Here is a 15,603-nt window from a genome sequence, read left to right on the forward strand (position 1 = left end):
GGGCACGCGCCTCGACGGGAGGAAAGACCATGACGATCGATATCAGCCGAAAATCATTTGATCACAGGCGCAATACGGCCTGGACCACGACCATGCAGGGCCGCGTCGCCACGGACGCCCCGATCAACGAGGACCGCCAGTTGCGCGACCGTCGGGTGCGCGCGCTGTCGGTCGATCTGATCGGGCGCTGCGGATACCCGACTGCCCTACCGACATCCTTTGAAATCACGGTCGCGGGTGGAGCGATGTTCATCGGGCCGGGGCGGTACTATGTCGATGGGCACCTGGCCGAGAACTTTGGCGTAGGCGCGCAGTTTTTTGATGATGTGCTGTCCGAGGTGCGCTTTGCCGACCCGATCCCCTTTGCCGATCAACCCTACCTGCCGGGCGATCCGCCCCCTGCGCCCGCCGATGGGCGTTACCTTGTCTATCTCGACACGTGGCAGCGCGATGTCACGTTCCTGCAGGACGAGACGATCCTGGACCCGGCCGTGCAGGTCGACACCTTTGCGCGCAGGCAATCGGTATGGCAGGTCAAGGCCTTTGGGCCGCTGTCCGATGGGGTGGATTGCGAAACGCCCGATGACGAGATCGCGGGCTGGCCCACCGTCATCGCGCCATCAGGCGGGCGGCTGACCACGCGGGCTGACCCGGCGCAAGCGCCGCTTGATCCCTGCCTGTTGCCACCGGGCGCCGATTACCGCGGGATTGACAACCGCACCTACATCTACTGCCTGCACGACTTTGCCCAGGACGGCACGCCGTTGATGAAATTCTCGCGCAGTCACGGCGTGATCGCGACCACAATCCTGTCCCAGCCGCAGGGCGATGTGCTGGATGTGGTCGAAGTGGCCAAGGACGATTTTCTGCGTTTTAACCCCGGCGACTGGGTCGAGATCACGGATGAGGCGCGCATGCTGGCCGAAACCCCCGGCGTCATGGCGCGGGTGCTGGCGGTCGATGACCCCGGCAACTCCATCACGCTCGAGGACCCGCTGCCCGCCGGTACATTGCGTCTGGATGGGCCCGGCCCGGACACGGACCAGGCCTTTCACCCCATCATCCGGCGGTGGGACCAAAGCGGGCAGATCGTGGATCACGATGGCAACCTGATTGTCGATCTGGACCTTCCGGGTGCAAACGGGCTGATCCCTGTGCCTGCCGACGGCACCTTCATCGCGTTGGAAGACGGGGTCGAGGCGGCCCTTGATACCGCGCCCAGCGGCGAGGCGCTGCGCATCAACGATTGCTGGACCTTCATCGCGCGCTATGCGGACAATTCGGTGGAGGAACTCGACTTTGCCCCGCCGCATGACACGCATCACCACACCTGCCGCCTCGCCTTGGTCGAGGCTGCGGGCGGTGTGTGGGTTGAGCCTGTTCTGTCCGATTGCCGTGACCCGATCGAGCCCGAAGCGGTCGGTTGCTGCACCGTGGTGGTGCAACCGGGCGAGGACATTCAGGCGGCCATCGACAGCTTGCCCGATGACGTTGGCGGATGTGTGTGCCTGAAACCGGGGGTGCATCAGGTCACGGATGCGCTGCGGATCGAGACGCCCAACATCGTGCTACACGGCGAATGCCGGGGTGTAACCGTGCGCCGCGCGGATGACGGACCGGTGTTGCGGGTCGTGGGTACGGCGGATGTCGATGTTCATACCATCCGTTTCGGGCACCGCGCCGCTCAAACATCAGGCGGTGGGATTGTCGAGATCCTCGGATCGACCGGAGTCTCTGTCCACGAGTGCGAAATGACGGCGGTGCGCGGCACGCTGACCTCCGGCATTCTGATTGCGGATGGCAGCAATGTCAGTTTGGGCAACAATCGGTTCGAGGAGCTGATCATCGGGATCACCATGCCGTTCCGCTGCGACAACATCAGGATCACGGGCAATACGCTCGCCCTGGGCAGCACGGATTTTGTTGGTCAGATCGGGATCACAGCGCGCGGCGCGCTTGGGCCCATCCATGTCGAAGGCAACCAGATCAACAACGCCCTGACAGGTGTCAGTCTGAACGACGACCCAACGGGCGCGTCGCGCGCGTCGCTGGCGACGGGCAGCAATGTGATCGGCAACCATATCACGATGGCCCTGCAATCCGTGGAGTCGGGCGCCCCAACCACGTTCTTCGGGATCGACAGCGCCGCAGGTGACACACAGATCAGCGGCAACAGGATCTACATGGCGGGCGGCGGGCGTGCTGCCATCCGCTACAGCGGAGTGGGCGGCAAGATCACGGAAAACCTGATCGAGGTGAACCTGAACGACGACGATGAAGGGGAAAACAGCGGCATCTTTGTGGGCAGTGACCCGAATACGACCCACCTGACCCGCCAGATCACGGTGACCGGCAACAGCATGCGCGATGTAACCGCCGGGATCATCGTGCGCGAGGCATCCGACACGCTGATCGCAGGCAACGAGGTGGATGCAGGCATTGGAGAGGCGATCCTGCCGGGCATCTTCCTTGACGGCGTGATCGCACCGCGCGTGACGGATAACAGCATCCGAGACGCAGGCGGCGGGGTCTTTGCCACGGGGGGGCGTTTGCTGCAACTGACGGGCAACGTGATCCTGGACAGCCTTTACGGTGTCGCCGTGTTTGTCGAAATCCAACCCACCGTGGCGATAAATTCGATCACGAATGTCGCGGGTTTCGGCATCATCGCGGCGCTGACCGTGGCACAGACTAGTGTTGTCGAAAATCACATCAGCAATGCGGGCTGGACGGGCAATCTGCCCTTTGCCATCGGCGCGCTTCTGGTGCTGGGCGAATGGCATGTCGAGGCCAACGAGGTGATCAACACCGGTGCCCCCATCGACGGTGCAACCAACCCGAACCCAGTTGCCGGGATCATCGGATCACTGGTGCTGGAGGCTCGGATCGATGCCAACACGGTCACCTATTCCAGCCCCGACCTTTTGCCTGATGGGCGCGAAGACCGCGCCCTGCTGATCCAGGGGCTGTTGGACCTACTGGTCATTCAAGGCAACACGTCCCGCCGCCTTGGCTTTCCCTGCCAGATCACAAACAACAAGTTTGTCGGCAAAGGATTGTCCGCCCTGGTCGAAATGCGCGAGACGCAGTTGAACGACCTGATAATCCTCCGGTTCGAACGGGTGTTCTTCAACCACAACTACTGCCTGCATGCCGGGCCAGGCATTGAATCCGGTGGCAACGCCTCTGTCATCCTCGAAGGGTTTGCGGGGGTCGTGATGGGCAATCAGATCAAGACCGACAATGGCAATATGGCCTCTGTCAACATGAGCAACATGGCGGGCACCATGGTTGGCAACATCACCACATCCGGGTTCACCCAAGACCCGAACTTCCCGGTGCCGGAATCCGATTTCAACCGGCAGATTTGAGATAGGAAAGGACGAATAGATGAGCGTTACCAAGCTGATACGCGACAGAACCGCGATCCTGAGCGAGTTGGACAAGCGGTTCAAGGACACCCCCACAGCTGCCGGGTTTCAAAAGCAGATTGATGGGGTGAACGACCAGCAAGAGGCGCGGATCGAGGCGCGGATTGCCGGGCTGGAAACCGAGAAGGCGACCGCCGTGGCGCGCTATGACGCCGCGATCAAGACGGAACGCGAGGCGCTGGCGGAGATCAAGAAGCGGCGGATCAACCCCGGTGGCAATCCCACACCCAAGGCCCCCGTCAAACCGACGCGGGGCGGCGGTGCCGTCAAGGTCGAAAAGAAGGTGACGCCGGCGAAGAAAACCCAAACCGCGCGCAAGAAACCCGGCGGCTCGGCACCGAAATCCTGATCCGCTAGCGCGCTTCGGAACGGCGCACTGTTGAGCCGGGGATCAGGCGAAACCCGATATCGCGGCACATCGGTCCCGGCTCGTCCGACAGACGCGCCAGCATCATCTCGGCTGCCGTCTGCCCCAGTTTGAGGTGCGGGACATGCATCGACGTCAAGCGTTTGGTCATGACAGATGCGATGGGCAGATCGCCCCAACCCGCAATGCCGATATCGTCGGGCACGCGCATACCCTTGGCCGTGCAATACTGCAGTCCGCCAAAGGCCATGGCGTCGTTCTGATAGAACACGCATTCCAGCGACCGCCCCGATGCCAGCAGCTGTTCAGTCCCGTAATAGCCCGGATAGTAGGTGGCCGTGTCGTTGAGGCAGAGCTGTTTGACCACATCGCCGCCACCGCCCTCAACCGCCTTGCAGAACCCATCAAGGCGCGTGGTCGCGGCATTGGCCGTGTTATGCGATGTGCCGACATAGCCGATGTGGCGATAGCCGCACCCGATCAGGTAGCGCCCCATGTCAAACCCGCTGTCGAAATGGTTGATCCCGACGCTCATGTCCAGCGGGCTCGAATTCAAATCCCACAACTCGACAATCGGGATCGCGGCCTTTTTCAGCATTTCGGTGGCGCGCTGTGAATGGTAGCGCCCGGTCAGGATCAGGCCCGCAGGTTGCCAGGACAGGACCGTGCGGATCCAATCCTCTTCGGCCTGTAACGTGTGTTGGGTCAGGCCAAGCACGGATTGATGCCCGAACGAGCCCAGCTTGCGGTCGATGCCCTCAAGCACCTGGGCAAAGACCTCATTGCCCAGATCGGGGATCGACACGCCCACAAAGGTCGAGCTTTTGTCGCCCGCAAACACGGTTGCCAGTCGATTCGGCAGATACCCCAGCGTATCGACTTTCTCCATCACGCGGGCGCGCGTGTTCTCTGAATAACCGCCTTCACCGCGCAGAACCCGGCTGGCGGTCATTTTTGACACGCCTGCGGCCCGGGCCACTTCGGTCAGGCTTACCTTGTTGTTTTTGTTTGCTTTATCGCTCAAAATTGACCAACTACGTTACGGGTAACTTAGCGCTTGACAGGCGCGCCTCTTGGGACAAGCATTAGCGTAACGTTACGGGTAACTCAATACCCGGACGAGGGAGGAAGTGCGATGCAGAACCTGCAATCAGGTCTGTTTTTCGACGGTATAGACAAGCATTTCGGCGGCACTTACGCGTTGAAAGACGTGTCATTGACCGTTGGGCGGGGTGAGATCGTCGCACTTCTGGGCGAGAACGGGGCTGGCAAGTCGACGCTGATCAAGGTTCTGGGCGGCATTCACCAGCCCGATGCGGGCCGCGTCATGATCGATGGCGACCCGTATCAGCATCGCCCCGCCGGATTTGGCGAACGGCAGAAGGTGGCGTTCATCCACCAGGACCTGGGCCTGATCGAATGGATGACAGTCGCAGAAAACATCGCACTTGCCTTGGGCTTTTCACGCAAGAACGGGTTGATCCGCTGGGGTGATGTCGAACTGTTTGCCGCGCAGGCGCTTGAGAAAGTGGATTGCGAGTTTGACCCGACGACTCGTGTGGAAAACCTGACGCGCACCGAAAAGTCTCTGGTGGCGATTGCCCGTGCCCTTGCGGTGGACAGCGAGTTTCTTGTGCTGGACGAACCCACCGCGTCGCTGCCTGCGGATGAGGTTGAACGTCTGTTCGCCGCGATCCGACCGCTGCGGGATCGGGGCGTCGGGATGATCTATGTGAGCCATCGCTTGGACGAGATTTTCCAGATCGCGGATCGCGTTGCCGTGCTGCGCGATGGTGAGATGGTCGGTATGCGCAGCATCGAACACACTACCCCCGAAGAGCTGGTGCAAAAGATCGTCGGCCGCAAAACCCGCGAGACGATCAAAAGCGGTGCAGAGCCGGGTACAGAGATTTTGCACCTGTCGAACTTTCAGGTTGGCACCGTGGGGCCTTTGGATTTCTCCCTCAAGGCGAACGAGATCGTCGGCTTTGTCGGCCTGCGTGGGGCAGGTCACGAGGTTATCTCGCGCGCGCTGTTCGGGTTGGAACCGTTCAGCGGCGCCGTGACACTTGATGGCAATACGCCTGACCTTGCTACGCCCATGCGCGCCCTGGCCGATGGCATTGGACTGGTGGCCAAGGACCGCACCGAAGAGTCGGTCGCGATGAGCCTGAGCATTCGTGAAAACACCTTCCTCAACCCCGAAGGGATCGGGCGCAAGCTGCTTAACCTTCTGTCTCCCCGCACCGAGGCCCAGCAGGCCGCGATGATCGGGGCGGAGCTGGGGCTGTCCCCGAACGACCCGAGCCTTGCCATCGAGGCCTTGTCTGGCGGCAACCAGCAAAAGGTCGTCATCGGCCGCTGGCTCGCCACCAAGCGCAAGCTGCTGTTGTGCGAGGACCCGACGGCAGGCGTGGATGTTGGGGCCAAGTCGGAAATCTACGCATTGCTGAACCGCGCGCTGGCCGAAGGTGTCGGCATCCTCATCATCTCAACCGATTTCGAAGAGATCGCCACCATCTGCCACCGTGCCATCGTGTTCAGCCAGGGCGCGATCGTGGACGAGCTGAGCGGGACACGGTTGAGCACGGAAAACCTTATTCAGTCAGCCTCGGCTGGGAATATCACCAAAGGAAAGGACGCGGCTGATGCAATCGCTTGAAAGCAGCGCGCTTGAGCCCACCAAGGCAGACCTCAAGGGCGTGCCATTCGGCAAACGGGTGATGCGGTTCTTGCCCGTCTACGGCCTTGTCATCCTGACGGTTTTTCTGATCGGACTGTTTTCGGTTTTGCTGCCAAACACCTTCCCGACCATGTTGAACCTGCGTTCAATCGTGAGTGACAAGGCCATCATTGCGCTGTTGTCGCTGGGGGCGATGATCCCCATGGCGGCGGGCCGCATCGATCTGACGGTCGGCTACGGCATCGTGTTGTGGCACATCCTGGCGATCAGTTTGCAGACCATGCTGGGGCTGCCCTGGCCGCTGGCTGTGGCGATCGTCTTGTTGTTGGGCGCGATCACCGGGTTTCTGAACGGATTGCTGGTCGAGATCGCCAAGATCGACAGCTTTATCGCGACGCTGGGCACCGGCACTGTCCTTTATGCGCTGGCGTTGTGGCACACCGGCGGGCGGCAGATGGTTGGCTTGTTGCCAGACGGGTTTTATGCGCTCAACAACACGTTCATCTTCGGCCTGCCGATCACGGGCTACTACCTGATCGCGATCACGGTCGTGATGTGGATCGTCCTCGAATACACGCCCATCGGCCGCTACCTCTACGCCATTGGTGCCAACCAGCGCGCGGCCCAGTTGAACGGCATCCCGACGCGGAAATATGTGATCGGCGCGTTCGTGGCGAGCGGCACGATGACGGCCCTCGCCGGGGTCTTGTTGGCGGCCAAGCTGCGGATCGGACAGGCCAGTGTGGGGCTTGAATTCCTGCTGCCCGCTCTCGTCGGGGCTTTCCTCGGCTCCACCACGATCAAACCGGGCCGCGTCAATGTCTGGGGCACCGTCGTGGGTGTCGCAATCCTGGCCGTGGGCATTTCCGGCATCCAGCAATTTGGCGGATCGTTCTGGGTCGAGCCGTTGTTCAACGGTGTGACCCTGCTGATCGCCATCGGCATCGCGGGCTACGCGCAACGCAGAAAAGGCGCGGAAAAGCGCTAAAAGATCAAATTTGCAATGGGAGGATACTATGCAAAAGAGAACATTCATGGGCGGATTGCTCGCCACCACGATGCTGGCCGGAATGCCGGTCTTGGCCGAAACCGCATGGGACGGACCGACAACAGGGCCAGCCGCGGCAGAGGGCAAGTCCATTGTTGTCGTCGCGGGCGATCTGAAGAATGGCGGCATTCTGGGCGTGACGAATGGCGTGGAAGAGGCCGCAGGCACCATCGGCTGGGACGTGCGTGTGCTGGATGGCGCAGGATCAATCCAGGGCCGTACGGCAGCGATTGGTCAGGCGCTGGCGCTGAAGGCTGATGGCATCATCATCAACGGCTTTGACGCTGTGGAACAGCAGGCCGCGCTTGAGGGTGTCGCATCGGCCAACATCCCGATGGTCGCTTGGCATTCCGGCCCCAAGATCGGGTGCGACGCGCCCGGCGGCATCTTTGCCAACGTGTCTACGGATGCGATGACCGTGTCCGAAGTCGCCGCAGAATGGGCGATTGAGGATGGGGGCACCGATGCAGGCGTCGTGATCTTCACCGACTCGACCTACCAGATCGCCATCGACAAGGCCGACCGGCTGAAAGAGACGGTCGAGGCCGCGGGCGGCACTGTTCTGGAATATGTTGACACGCCAATTGCGGACACGTCGACACGGATGGGGCCGCTGACCACGAGCCTGTTGCAGAAATACGGTGACAGCTGGACCCACGCGCTGGCGATCAACGATCTTTATTTCGACTTCATGGGGCCGTCGCTGGCGGCTGCCGGTCTGTCGCCCGACAAGGGGCCGCAAGCGGGCTCGGCTGGCGATGGGTCCGAGGCGGCGTTCCAGCGCATCCGTTCGGGTGGCTATCAGGCGATCACGGTGGCCGAGCCGCTGAACCTGCAAGGCTGGCAGTTGGTGGATGAGCTGAACCGCGCCATTCAGGGCGAGGCCTGTTCCGGCTACGTCACCTCGCCTGCGCTGGTGACGCCCGAAGGGCTGGCCAAGATGAGCGACAGCAACGCCTTTGATCCCGACACGCCCTACCGCGCGGCCTATTCGGCGATCTGGGGCAAGTAAGTTTCTCCCCGACAGGGGGCCTTGGCGCTTTGCCTTGGCCCTCTGTCACTTCTGCAATGCTAAAGCGTGATCCACGCCGCATTCCGCGCTGATGAGCGCACACAGGCATCCACAAATTGTACGCCGCGTACACCGTCCTCGATAGAGGGGTAGGTGACACCGTCTGGCATCGGCGCGCCAGAGCGGTGGGCTTCAATTGCGGTTGCGGCCTCGCTGTAGATATTGGCGAAGCCTTCCAGATACCCCTCGGGGTGGCCGGGGGGATCCGGCTCATCCGTGCGGCGGCATCACCTGCACCTGCACCGTTGCGGGTGATCAGGCGCTTGGGCTCACCAAAGGGCGTGTGCCAGAGGTAGTTTGGGTCCTCCTGTGCCCATTCGAGGCCGCCGGTTTCGCCATACACCCGAATGCGCAGTGCATTTTCGTTGCCCGGGGCCACTTGGCTGCACCACAGCATGCCCTTTGCCCCGCCCTTGAACCGCAGCATGACGTGGCCGTTGTCATCCACCTGACGGCCCGGGACAAAGGCGTCGAGATCCGCCGCCAGCGCCTCGACCCGCAGGCCGGTGATGAAGCAGGCGAGGTTGTGGGCATGGGTGCCGATATCGCCGGTTGACCCGCCCGCGCCGGAACGTTTCGGGTCAGTGCGCCACTCGGCCTGTTTGAAGTCCTGTTCAACCGTCAGCCAGTCTTGCGGATACTCGACCTGCACCACGCGGACCTTGCCGATATCACCATTTGCCACCATCTCGCGCGCTTGGCGCACCATGGGATAGCCGGTGTAGTTGTGGGTCAGCACGAACAGCGCGTCCGACTTTTCGACTGCCTTGGCGAGTTTTTTGGCATCGGCCAGCGTGGATGTCAGCGGCTTGTCACAGATCACGTGAATGCCGCGTTTCAGGAACTCGTTCGCGGCGGCGTAGTGCATGTGGTTGGGGGTCACGATGCTGACCGCCTCGATCCCGTCCTTGAGGCGCGCCTCGCGGATCGCCATCGCCTTGAAGTCGTCATAGATGCGCGGCAACCCCAGCGCCTCGCCCGAGGCGCGCGATTTTTCGGGGGTCGAGGACAGCGCCCCGGCGACCAGTTCGAACCGGTCGTCGATGCGCGATGCGATGCGGTGGACCCCGCCGATAAAGGCGTCATTGCCACCGCCCACCATGCCCAGTTTGATACGTGCCATATCAGTCGATCCCCAGCATTTTACGGTTGGCCGCCTCATCCGTGCCGCCATCGGCAAAGTCGTCGAAGGCGCGTTCGGTCACGCGGATGATGTGGTCGTTGACAAAGGCCGCACCCTCGCGCGCGCCGTCTTCGGGGTGCTTGAGGCAGCATTCCCATTCGACCACGGCCCAGCCATCAAAGTCATTGGCGGCCATTTTGGAAAAGATGGCCGCGAAGTCCACCTGACCATCGCCCAAGCTGCGGAAGCGACCCGCGCGATCGACCCAGGATTGGTAGCCGGAATAGACACCCTGACGGCCTGTCGGATTGAACTCGGCATCCTTGACGTGGAACATCCTGATCCGATCCTTGTAGATGTCGATATTGTCCAGATAATCAAGGCATTGCAGCACGTAGTGGCTGGGATCGTAAAGCATGTTGCAGCGCGCGTGATTGCCGGTGCGCTCGAGGAACATCTCGAATGTGACGCCGTCGTGCAGATCTTCGCCGGGGTGGATTTCGTAGCAGATATCCACGCCATTGTCCTCGGCGTGGTTCAGGATCGGCAGCCAGCGCTTTGCCAATTCGTCAAAGGCGGTTTCGACCAGCCCGGCGGGGCGTTGCGGCCAGGGGTAGATATAGGGCCAGGCCAGCGCGCCCGAGAATGTGGCATGTGCACCGATGCCCATATTGGCCGAGGCCGAGATCGCCTTTTTCACCTGATCCACGGCCCAGGCCTGCCGCGCGCTTGGGTTGCCGCGCACCTCGGGGGCCGCAAAGCCGTCAAACGCCTCGTCATAGGCGGGGTGGACGGCGACAAGCTGGCCTTGCAGGTGGGTGGAAAGCTCGGTCACCTCTACTCCGTTTTCTTCCGCCTGACCCTTGAACGTATCGCAGTAATCCTTGCTGCTTGCCGCGGCATCGAGGTCGATCAGCCGCCCATCCCAGCTGGGCACCTGCACACCCTTGTAGCCGCAATCGGCAGCCCATTTGGTGATGCTGTCCCACGAGTTGAAGGGCGCCTCGTCGCCCGCGAATTGCGCCAGAAACAGCGCCGGGCCTTTGATGGTTTTCATATCTGATCCTCCCAAGTTCAGCCGCCCCTAAGGCGGCATGTTTTCCTTTAGATATACGTCGATGCGGATGCGTTCCTGTGCGGCGTGGATCGGCATCCGGTCGCGCGTGGCGCGCATGATGCGCACGGCACTGCGCACCAGATGGCCAGTGTCCTGACTGATGACCGCATCGAACACACCATTGCTGAGCGCGCCGCGCGACAGTTGTGTCAACTCGTGCGCAACAACGATCGGGCGGGGCGTGACAGGATGTGCGGTGAAGAAACGCAACAGACCCTCGTTGCCAGCGGCCGAGGAATAGATACCAATCACGCCGGAATTGTCCGCTAGTGCACCGGGCAGCAGGCGTGCAATCAGGTCCGGGTCATCCCGACCCTCAAGAGAGGCAAGCACGTCGAGATGCGGGAAATCGCGGGCCATCACCTCGTCAAAGCCCAGACGGCGTTCGAGATGATCGCGCGCCAGCATGGAGCCGGTGAGCACGAGGATCTTGCCGCGTTGCGGTCCGATGAACTTGCCCAAAAGCTGCGCAGCGGTGCGCCCGGCTGCAATATTGTCAACGCCGACATAGTGATCGCGATCCGAACTGGGGATATCCGCGACCAGCGATACAACGGTCACCCCATGCTCTTTCAGATGGGCGATGCTGTCGCGCACGGAGGGTGTTTCCGGCCCGAAGATGGCCACGCCGTCCACCTTGCTGGCATCAATGGCGGCAATCGCCTCGGCCAGGGCGACGGGGTCGAAGGCCGCGACGCGCACGAACGACAGTTGCGTGCGTTCATGGCGGATGCTGCGCGCCAGTTGTTCGATCTGCGCCTCGATCGAGGACAGGAATTCATTGCTGTTGGACGGCAGGATAAAGACAAAGTTATAGACACGGCCACGCGCCAGATTTGCGGCAGCGGCGTCGCGGACATAGCCCAGCTCGGCGATGGCCTTGTTGACCTTTTTGACCGTCGTTTCGCGTACTCCCGGACGTGCGTTCAGAACCCGGTCAACCGTCGCAAGGCTGACTTCGGCGACACGGGCAATGTCGTTGATCGTGGGGTTCGAAAGGGGGTATGTCCTTGTTTCATCGCGTCCTTATGCGTGTTCACATCGCCTTGGCCAACCCTTCAAAGAGACGTGCGACCGCCTCTGCGCCGGGGTCGTTGTGACCGATCAGATTTTCGGATGGGACGTAGGAGGCGCGCCCGGCCTTGGCGCGGCCCATGGCGGCCGTTTCGGTGGCGCCTGCGCGTGCAGCTTGGGCCGCGTGCGCGATGCCGTCGGGAAGCGCCCTGAGTGCCGGATCAAGCGCGTCGATCATGGTGCGGTCCCCCTTGACGGCGCCGCCCACCTGGCTGATCCGGTCAAGGCCCGCGAGCAACGCCTTGGTCGTCGGCTTGCCGCTGGCGCAAGCATCCCCGGTCGCCCCGAAAAAGATCGCAAGGATGACGCCGGACGATCCGCCCATTGTCTGGCTGAGTTCGTTGCCGATCGCGCGGAAGAGTTGCGTTGGATCGGCCAGTGGCAGGGTGTCGAGCGCGCCCTTGAGCGCGCGGGCCGCGGTGGCCAGAGTGCTGCCCGTGTCGCCGTCACCGGACTTGGCATCAAGCTCGTTCAGATCATGCTCGGCCCCGATCAGCAGATCACAGCATTGCACCAGCAACGCGCGCGTCTCGGGCTTTTGCGATGGCACGGGTTTGATCGGGCTGAGGCCGTCGGGCAGGGGGGTCACTTGCACGGGCGCGATTGCCTTCATCCCCGGCCATGCCGGCAGATCGACAGGGCGCGCGAGATGCGCATTCGTCGCGTCATCCACCGGCAGGATCGAAACGGAAAAACCGTGCATGTCCAGCGACGTCATCAGCGGCGCAGGGCCAATGATGTGCTTGATGTTGCGCGCTTTTTCGGACGTGGCGAGTTCGTGGGCCAGCACGCTCATCTCCAGCGGTGTGGTCGAGCCGAGGTTGTTCAGGATCGCCACATGGGGGCCATCCCCGATCTTGGGCGCGAGTTTTTCCAGCACCAGATCCATCGCGTTCTTGGCGTCCTTGAAGGCAACTTGCTGCACGCCCGCCTCGCCGTGGATACCCAGGCCCAGTTCGGCCATACCGGTCGCGATCCGGTCCTCCTTGGCCGATCCCGGCACGGTGCAGGTGTCGAGCGACTTGCCGATCGACGCCATGTTGGTGATCGCCGTTTGCGCGGCTTGGGTCACCGTGTCTAGGTCGGCACCGTCTTCGGCCAGCGACCCTGCGATCTTGTGCACGAAAAGGGTGCCAGCGACGCCGCGCGCTTGGGGCAGGTTGGGCAGGGCAATGTCATCATCAACAACCACCATCGCGACGTTCAGTCCAAAAGCACGCGCGCGTTCTGCTGCAAGGCCGTAGTTCAGCCGGTCGCCGGTGTAGTTCTTGACGATCAGCAGGCAGCCTGCCGGGCCTGTCACGGCGAGGATACCCGCCAGGACCGCATCAACGGAGGGGGAGGCAAAGACCTCTCCGCACACTGCTGCCGTCAGCATGCCCGCGCCCACAAAACCGGCATGAGCAGGTTCGTGCCCCGACCCGCCGCCCGAGATCAGGGCAACCTTGGACTTGTCCCAGTCGGCGCGGCAAACGACCTTGATATGCGGATAGCCGTCCAGCCGCATCAACCCGCCACCGGAGGTTTCGAGCAGCCCGTCGATGGCGTCGGTGACAAGCGCCTCTTTGGTGTTGATGAATTGGGTCATGGGCGTCTCCCTTCTAGCGGATGCGGTTGCCGTGCGCGTCAAAGCAAAGCGGGTTCTTGGGGGCGATCTTGAGCATCGTGCCGGGGGCATAGTCGACTGTCGGATCGGCGATGGTGGTGATGGGGTGACCCTTGAGCGTCAGGTGCAGGCGGTTCTGATCGCCCAGATGTTCGACGCGCTGCACTTCGGCCTCTTGCCCATCGCCCTGAGTGATATGTTCGGGGCGCAGACCGATTTGGGTGGTGCCGGGGGGCATGCCGCCAAAGATGTCCGCAGGCAGCACGTTGATGCGGGGCAGACCCAGGCGGGACGCAACATAAAGGGAGTTCGGGTTCTCGTAGATCTCGCGCGGGGTGCCGAACTGGACGAGCCGCCCCTCGTTCAACACGCCCACATGGGTGGCCATGGTCATCGCCTCGATCTGGTCATGCGTGACGTAGAGAAGGGTCGCACCGAGGCTGGCGTGGATGCGTTTCAACTCGACCCGCAGGTCGGTGCGCAGCTTGGCATCGAGCGAACTAAGGGGTTCGTCCATAAGGTAAATTGACGGATCGCGGACCAGTGCGCGGCCAATGGACACCCGCTGCATCTCGCCCCCCGACAGGGCCGTGGCCTTGTTGTCGAGCTTGTGGCTGATCTGGAGCACCTCGGCCACTTCGGCGACCTTGCGGGTGATTTCGGCGGGGGGTGTGTTGAGGATCGGGGATTTCAGCGGAAACGCCAGATTGTCCCGCACCGTGAGGTGGGGGTAGAGCGAGTATTGCTGAAACACCATCGCGACATCGCGCTGGGCCGGTGTTTCCTGCGCCACGTTGCGCCCGTCAATCCAGACTTCGCCCGCATCCGCCTTTTCCAACCCTGAAATCAGGCGCAGCGTCGTCGTTTTGCCTGCCCCCGTTGGCCCCAGCAGGACGACAAAGGCGCCGTCGGGGATGGTCATCGAGATGTCTTCGACCCCGATTTCCTGACCAAAGGATTTACTCAAGTTCTTCAGAACGACTTCAGCCATGGGACAGCACCTCGTTGTTCAGTTCCGAGCGCAGGGCCTGGCCGTTGGATGTGTCAAAGAGTGTGATTTTGGGAGCCTTGAAGGACAGCCCGACCTTTTCGCCGACCTTGGCGACTTGGGTGCTGTCGATGCGCGCCTTGGCCTCGCCATTGGGGGTGTCAAGCGTGATGATCTGCGTGGTGCCAAGGTATTCGGTGGCCAGCACCTCGCCGCGATAGTCGCCCGCATCCGACAGCGATATGTGTTCGGGACGCACGCCAAAGACGAGCTCGCCCGAGGCACCCTGCATCTGGCGCGGGATGCCGTGGGATTGGCCGCCAAGGTCCACGGATGTCGCGCCTTCGCCAACTTTCCCGTTGAAATTCAGGAAGTTCATAGAGGGCGAGCCGATGAAGTCTGCCACGAACATGGTCGCGGGTTTGTCATAGATTTCCTGCGGCGTGCCGAACTGTTCGACCACGGCGTTGTTCATCACGACAATCTTGTCGCCCATCTGCATCGCCTCGAGCTGGTCGTGGGTCACATAGACGGTTGTAGCCCCCATACGGTCATGGAGCGCGCGCAGTTCCTCGGACATATGTTCGCGGAATTCGGCGTCCAAAGCCCCGAGTGGTTCGTCCATCATGAAGGCTTTGGGGTCGCGCACGATGGCGCGGCCCAGGGCGACGCGCTGGCGATCACCGCCCGACAGGCCTCCGACGGGCTTGTTCAGGATATCGGTGATGCCAAGGATGCCTGCGACCTCTTCCACCTTGGTCCTGACATCGCGCCGCGCCATGCCTTGCGAGACCAGCGGATAGCTGAGGTTCTTGCGCACGTTCATATGCGGGTAGAGGGCGAACATCTGGAAAACAAACGCAATATCACGCTCGGACGGAGGGCGCTGGCTGATCTCCTCGCCGTCAAGGTAAATCTCGCCACTCGTGGGTAATTCCAGCCCTGCGATCATGCGCAAGGTCGTGGTCTTGCCGCAGCCCGAGGGGCCGAGCAGCATGAAAAACTCGCCGTCCTCGATGGTGAAGCTGCTTTCCTTCACGGCCGTGAAGTCCCCGAATTCCTTGCGGATGTTTTTGATCTGGATCTGCGCCATG

The 15,603-nt window shown here is 62.0% G+C and carries 11 protein-coding genes and 2 pseudogenes; 5 read left to right on the forward strand and 8 right to left on the reverse strand.

Going from position 1 to position 15,603, the window contains the following annotated elements; genetic code table 11:
* Positions 1 to 29: 29 nt before the first annotated feature.
* Together ACMHLQ_RS18690 and ACMHLQ_RS18695 are read left to right on the forward strand one after the other, a co-directional pair.
* On the forward strand, positions 30 to 3,371 hold the full coding sequence (locus tag ACMHLQ_RS18690; protein ID WP_415402198.1) for a DUF6519 domain-containing protein: 3,342 nt from the start codon (positions 30 to 32) through the stop codon (positions 3,369 to 3,371).
* 19 nt (positions 3,372 to 3,390) lie between these two features.
* Positions 3,391 to 3,780, forward strand: coding sequence for a hypothetical protein (locus ACMHLQ_RS18695; RefSeq protein WP_415402199.1), 390 nt, complete (start codon positions 3,391 to 3,393; stop codon positions 3,778 to 3,780).
* Between the two features lie 4 nt (positions 3,781 to 3,784).
* Here the strand turns inward: ACMHLQ_RS18695 and ACMHLQ_RS18700 are convergent, their stop codons facing one another.
* Positions 3,785 to 4,750 (reverse strand): LacI family DNA-binding transcriptional regulator, encoded by a 966-nt coding sequence (locus ACMHLQ_RS18700; protein ID WP_415402200.1) that lies wholly within the window; start codon positions 4,748 to 4,750, stop codon positions 3,785 to 3,787.
* A 183-nt stretch (positions 4,751 to 4,933) separates the two neighbouring features.
* On the opposite strand from ACMHLQ_RS18700, the gene ACMHLQ_RS18705 reads away from it, so the two are divergent.
* Genes ACMHLQ_RS18705 through ACMHLQ_RS18715 form a run of 3 tightly spaced genes read left to right on the forward strand, consistent with a single transcriptional unit; the run spans position 4,934 to position 8,541 of the window.
* Positions 4,934 to 6,460, forward strand: a complete 1,527-nt coding sequence (locus tag ACMHLQ_RS18705; protein WP_415402201.1) for a sugar ABC transporter ATP-binding protein — start codon at positions 4,934 to 4,936, stop codon at positions 6,458 to 6,460.
* A complete protein-coding gene (locus tag ACMHLQ_RS18710) occupies positions 6,447 to 7,469 on the forward strand; it encodes an ABC transporter permease (protein WP_415402202.1) in 1,023 nt (340 codons plus the stop codon). The genes ACMHLQ_RS18705 and ACMHLQ_RS18710 overlap by 14 nt, the downstream gene beginning before the upstream one ends.
* Before the next feature lie 28 nt (positions 7,470 to 7,497).
* Positions 7,498 to 8,541, forward strand: a complete 1,044-nt coding sequence (locus ACMHLQ_RS18715; protein WP_415402203.1) for a substrate-binding domain-containing protein — start codon at positions 7,498 to 7,500, stop codon at positions 8,539 to 8,541.
* Between the two features lie 59 nt (positions 8,542 to 8,600).
* Here the strand turns inward: ACMHLQ_RS18715 and ACMHLQ_RS18720 are convergent.
* The 7 genes and pseudogenes from ACMHLQ_RS18720 to ACMHLQ_RS18750 form a co-directional block, all read right to left on the reverse strand.
* Positions 8,601 to 9,724: pseudogene (locus ACMHLQ_RS18720) on the reverse strand (Gfo/Idh/MocA family protein).
* A gap of 1 nt (position 9,725) precedes the next feature.
* Entirely contained in the window at positions 9,726 to 10,781 is a 1,056-nt protein-coding gene (locus ACMHLQ_RS18725) for a sugar phosphate isomerase/epimerase family protein (RefSeq protein ID WP_415402204.1), read from the reverse strand.
* Positions 10,782 to 10,808: 27 nt separating this feature from the next.
* Positions 10,809 to 11,717 carry a substrate-binding domain-containing protein gene (locus ACMHLQ_RS18730; protein WP_415405318.1) on the reverse strand — a complete coding sequence of 303 codons (909 nt, stop codon included), beginning with the start codon at positions 11,715 to 11,717 and terminating at the stop codon, positions 10,809 to 10,811.
* A 36-nt stretch (positions 11,718 to 11,753) separates the two neighbouring features.
* Positions 11,754 to 11,825, reverse strand: a pseudogene (locus ACMHLQ_RS18735) (LacI family DNA-binding transcriptional regulator); the annotation flags it as partial.
* 52 nt (positions 11,826 to 11,877) lie between these two features.
* Positions 11,878 to 13,503 (reverse strand): dihydroxyacetone kinase subunit DhaK, encoded by a 1,626-nt coding sequence (locus tag ACMHLQ_RS18740; protein ID WP_415402205.1) that lies wholly within the window; start codon positions 13,501 to 13,503, stop codon positions 11,878 to 11,880.
* A gap of 13 nt (positions 13,504 to 13,516) precedes the next feature.
* Positions 13,517 to 14,512, reverse strand: coding sequence for an ABC transporter ATP-binding protein (locus ACMHLQ_RS18745; RefSeq protein WP_415402206.1), 996 nt, complete (start codon positions 14,510 to 14,512; stop codon positions 13,517 to 13,519).
* On the reverse strand, positions 14,505 to 15,602 hold the full coding sequence (locus ACMHLQ_RS18750) for an ABC transporter ATP-binding protein (protein ID WP_415402207.1): 1,098 nt from the start codon (positions 15,600 to 15,602) through the stop codon (positions 14,505 to 14,507). Before ACMHLQ_RS18750 ends, ACMHLQ_RS18745 begins: the two co-directional genes overlap by 8 nt.
* Position 15,603 lies beyond the last annotated feature (1 nt).

It is taken from the genome of Tateyamaria algicola (assembly GCF_047715485.1).
GTDB lineage: Bacteria > Pseudomonadota > Alphaproteobacteria > Rhodobacterales > Rhodobacteraceae > Tateyamaria.

Bases quoted from the DNA above. Each gene is read 5' to 3' on its own strand.
- ACMHLQ_RS18690 (WP_415402198.1), top strand. From the start codon at position 30: ATGACGATCGATATCAGCCGAAAATCATTTGATCACAGGCGCAATACG.
- ACMHLQ_RS18695 (WP_415402199.1), top strand. From the start codon at position 3,391: ATGAGCGTTACCAAGCTGATACGCGACAGAACCGCGATCCTGAGCGAG.
- ACMHLQ_RS18700 (WP_415402200.1), bottom strand. From the start codon at position 4,750: ATGACCGCCAGCCGGGTTCTGCGCGGTGAAGGCGGTTATTCAGAGAAC.
- ACMHLQ_RS18705 (WP_415402201.1), top strand. From the start codon at position 4,934: ATGCAGAACCTGCAATCAGGTCTGTTTTTCGACGGTATAGACAAGCAT.
- ACMHLQ_RS18710 (WP_415402202.1), top strand. From the start codon at position 6,447: ATGCAATCGCTTGAAAGCAGCGCGCTTGAGCCCACCAAGGCAGACCTC.
- ACMHLQ_RS18715 (WP_415402203.1), top strand. From the start codon at position 7,498: ATGCAAAAGAGAACATTCATGGGCGGATTGCTCGCCACCACGATGCTG.
- ACMHLQ_RS18725 (WP_415402204.1), bottom strand. From the start codon at position 10,781: ATGAAAACCATCAAAGGCCCGGCGCTGTTTCTGGCGCAATTCGCGGGC.
- ACMHLQ_RS18740 (WP_415402205.1), bottom strand. From the start codon at position 13,503: ATGACCCAATTCATCAACACCAAAGAGGCGCTTGTCACCGACGCCATC.
- ACMHLQ_RS18745 (WP_415402206.1), bottom strand. From the start codon at position 14,512: ATGGCTGAAGTCGTTCTGAAGAACTTGAGTAAATCCTTTGGTCAGGAA.
- ACMHLQ_RS18750 (WP_415402207.1), bottom strand. From the start codon at position 15,602: ATGGCGCAGATCCAGATCAAAAACATCCGCAAGGAATTCGGGGACTTC.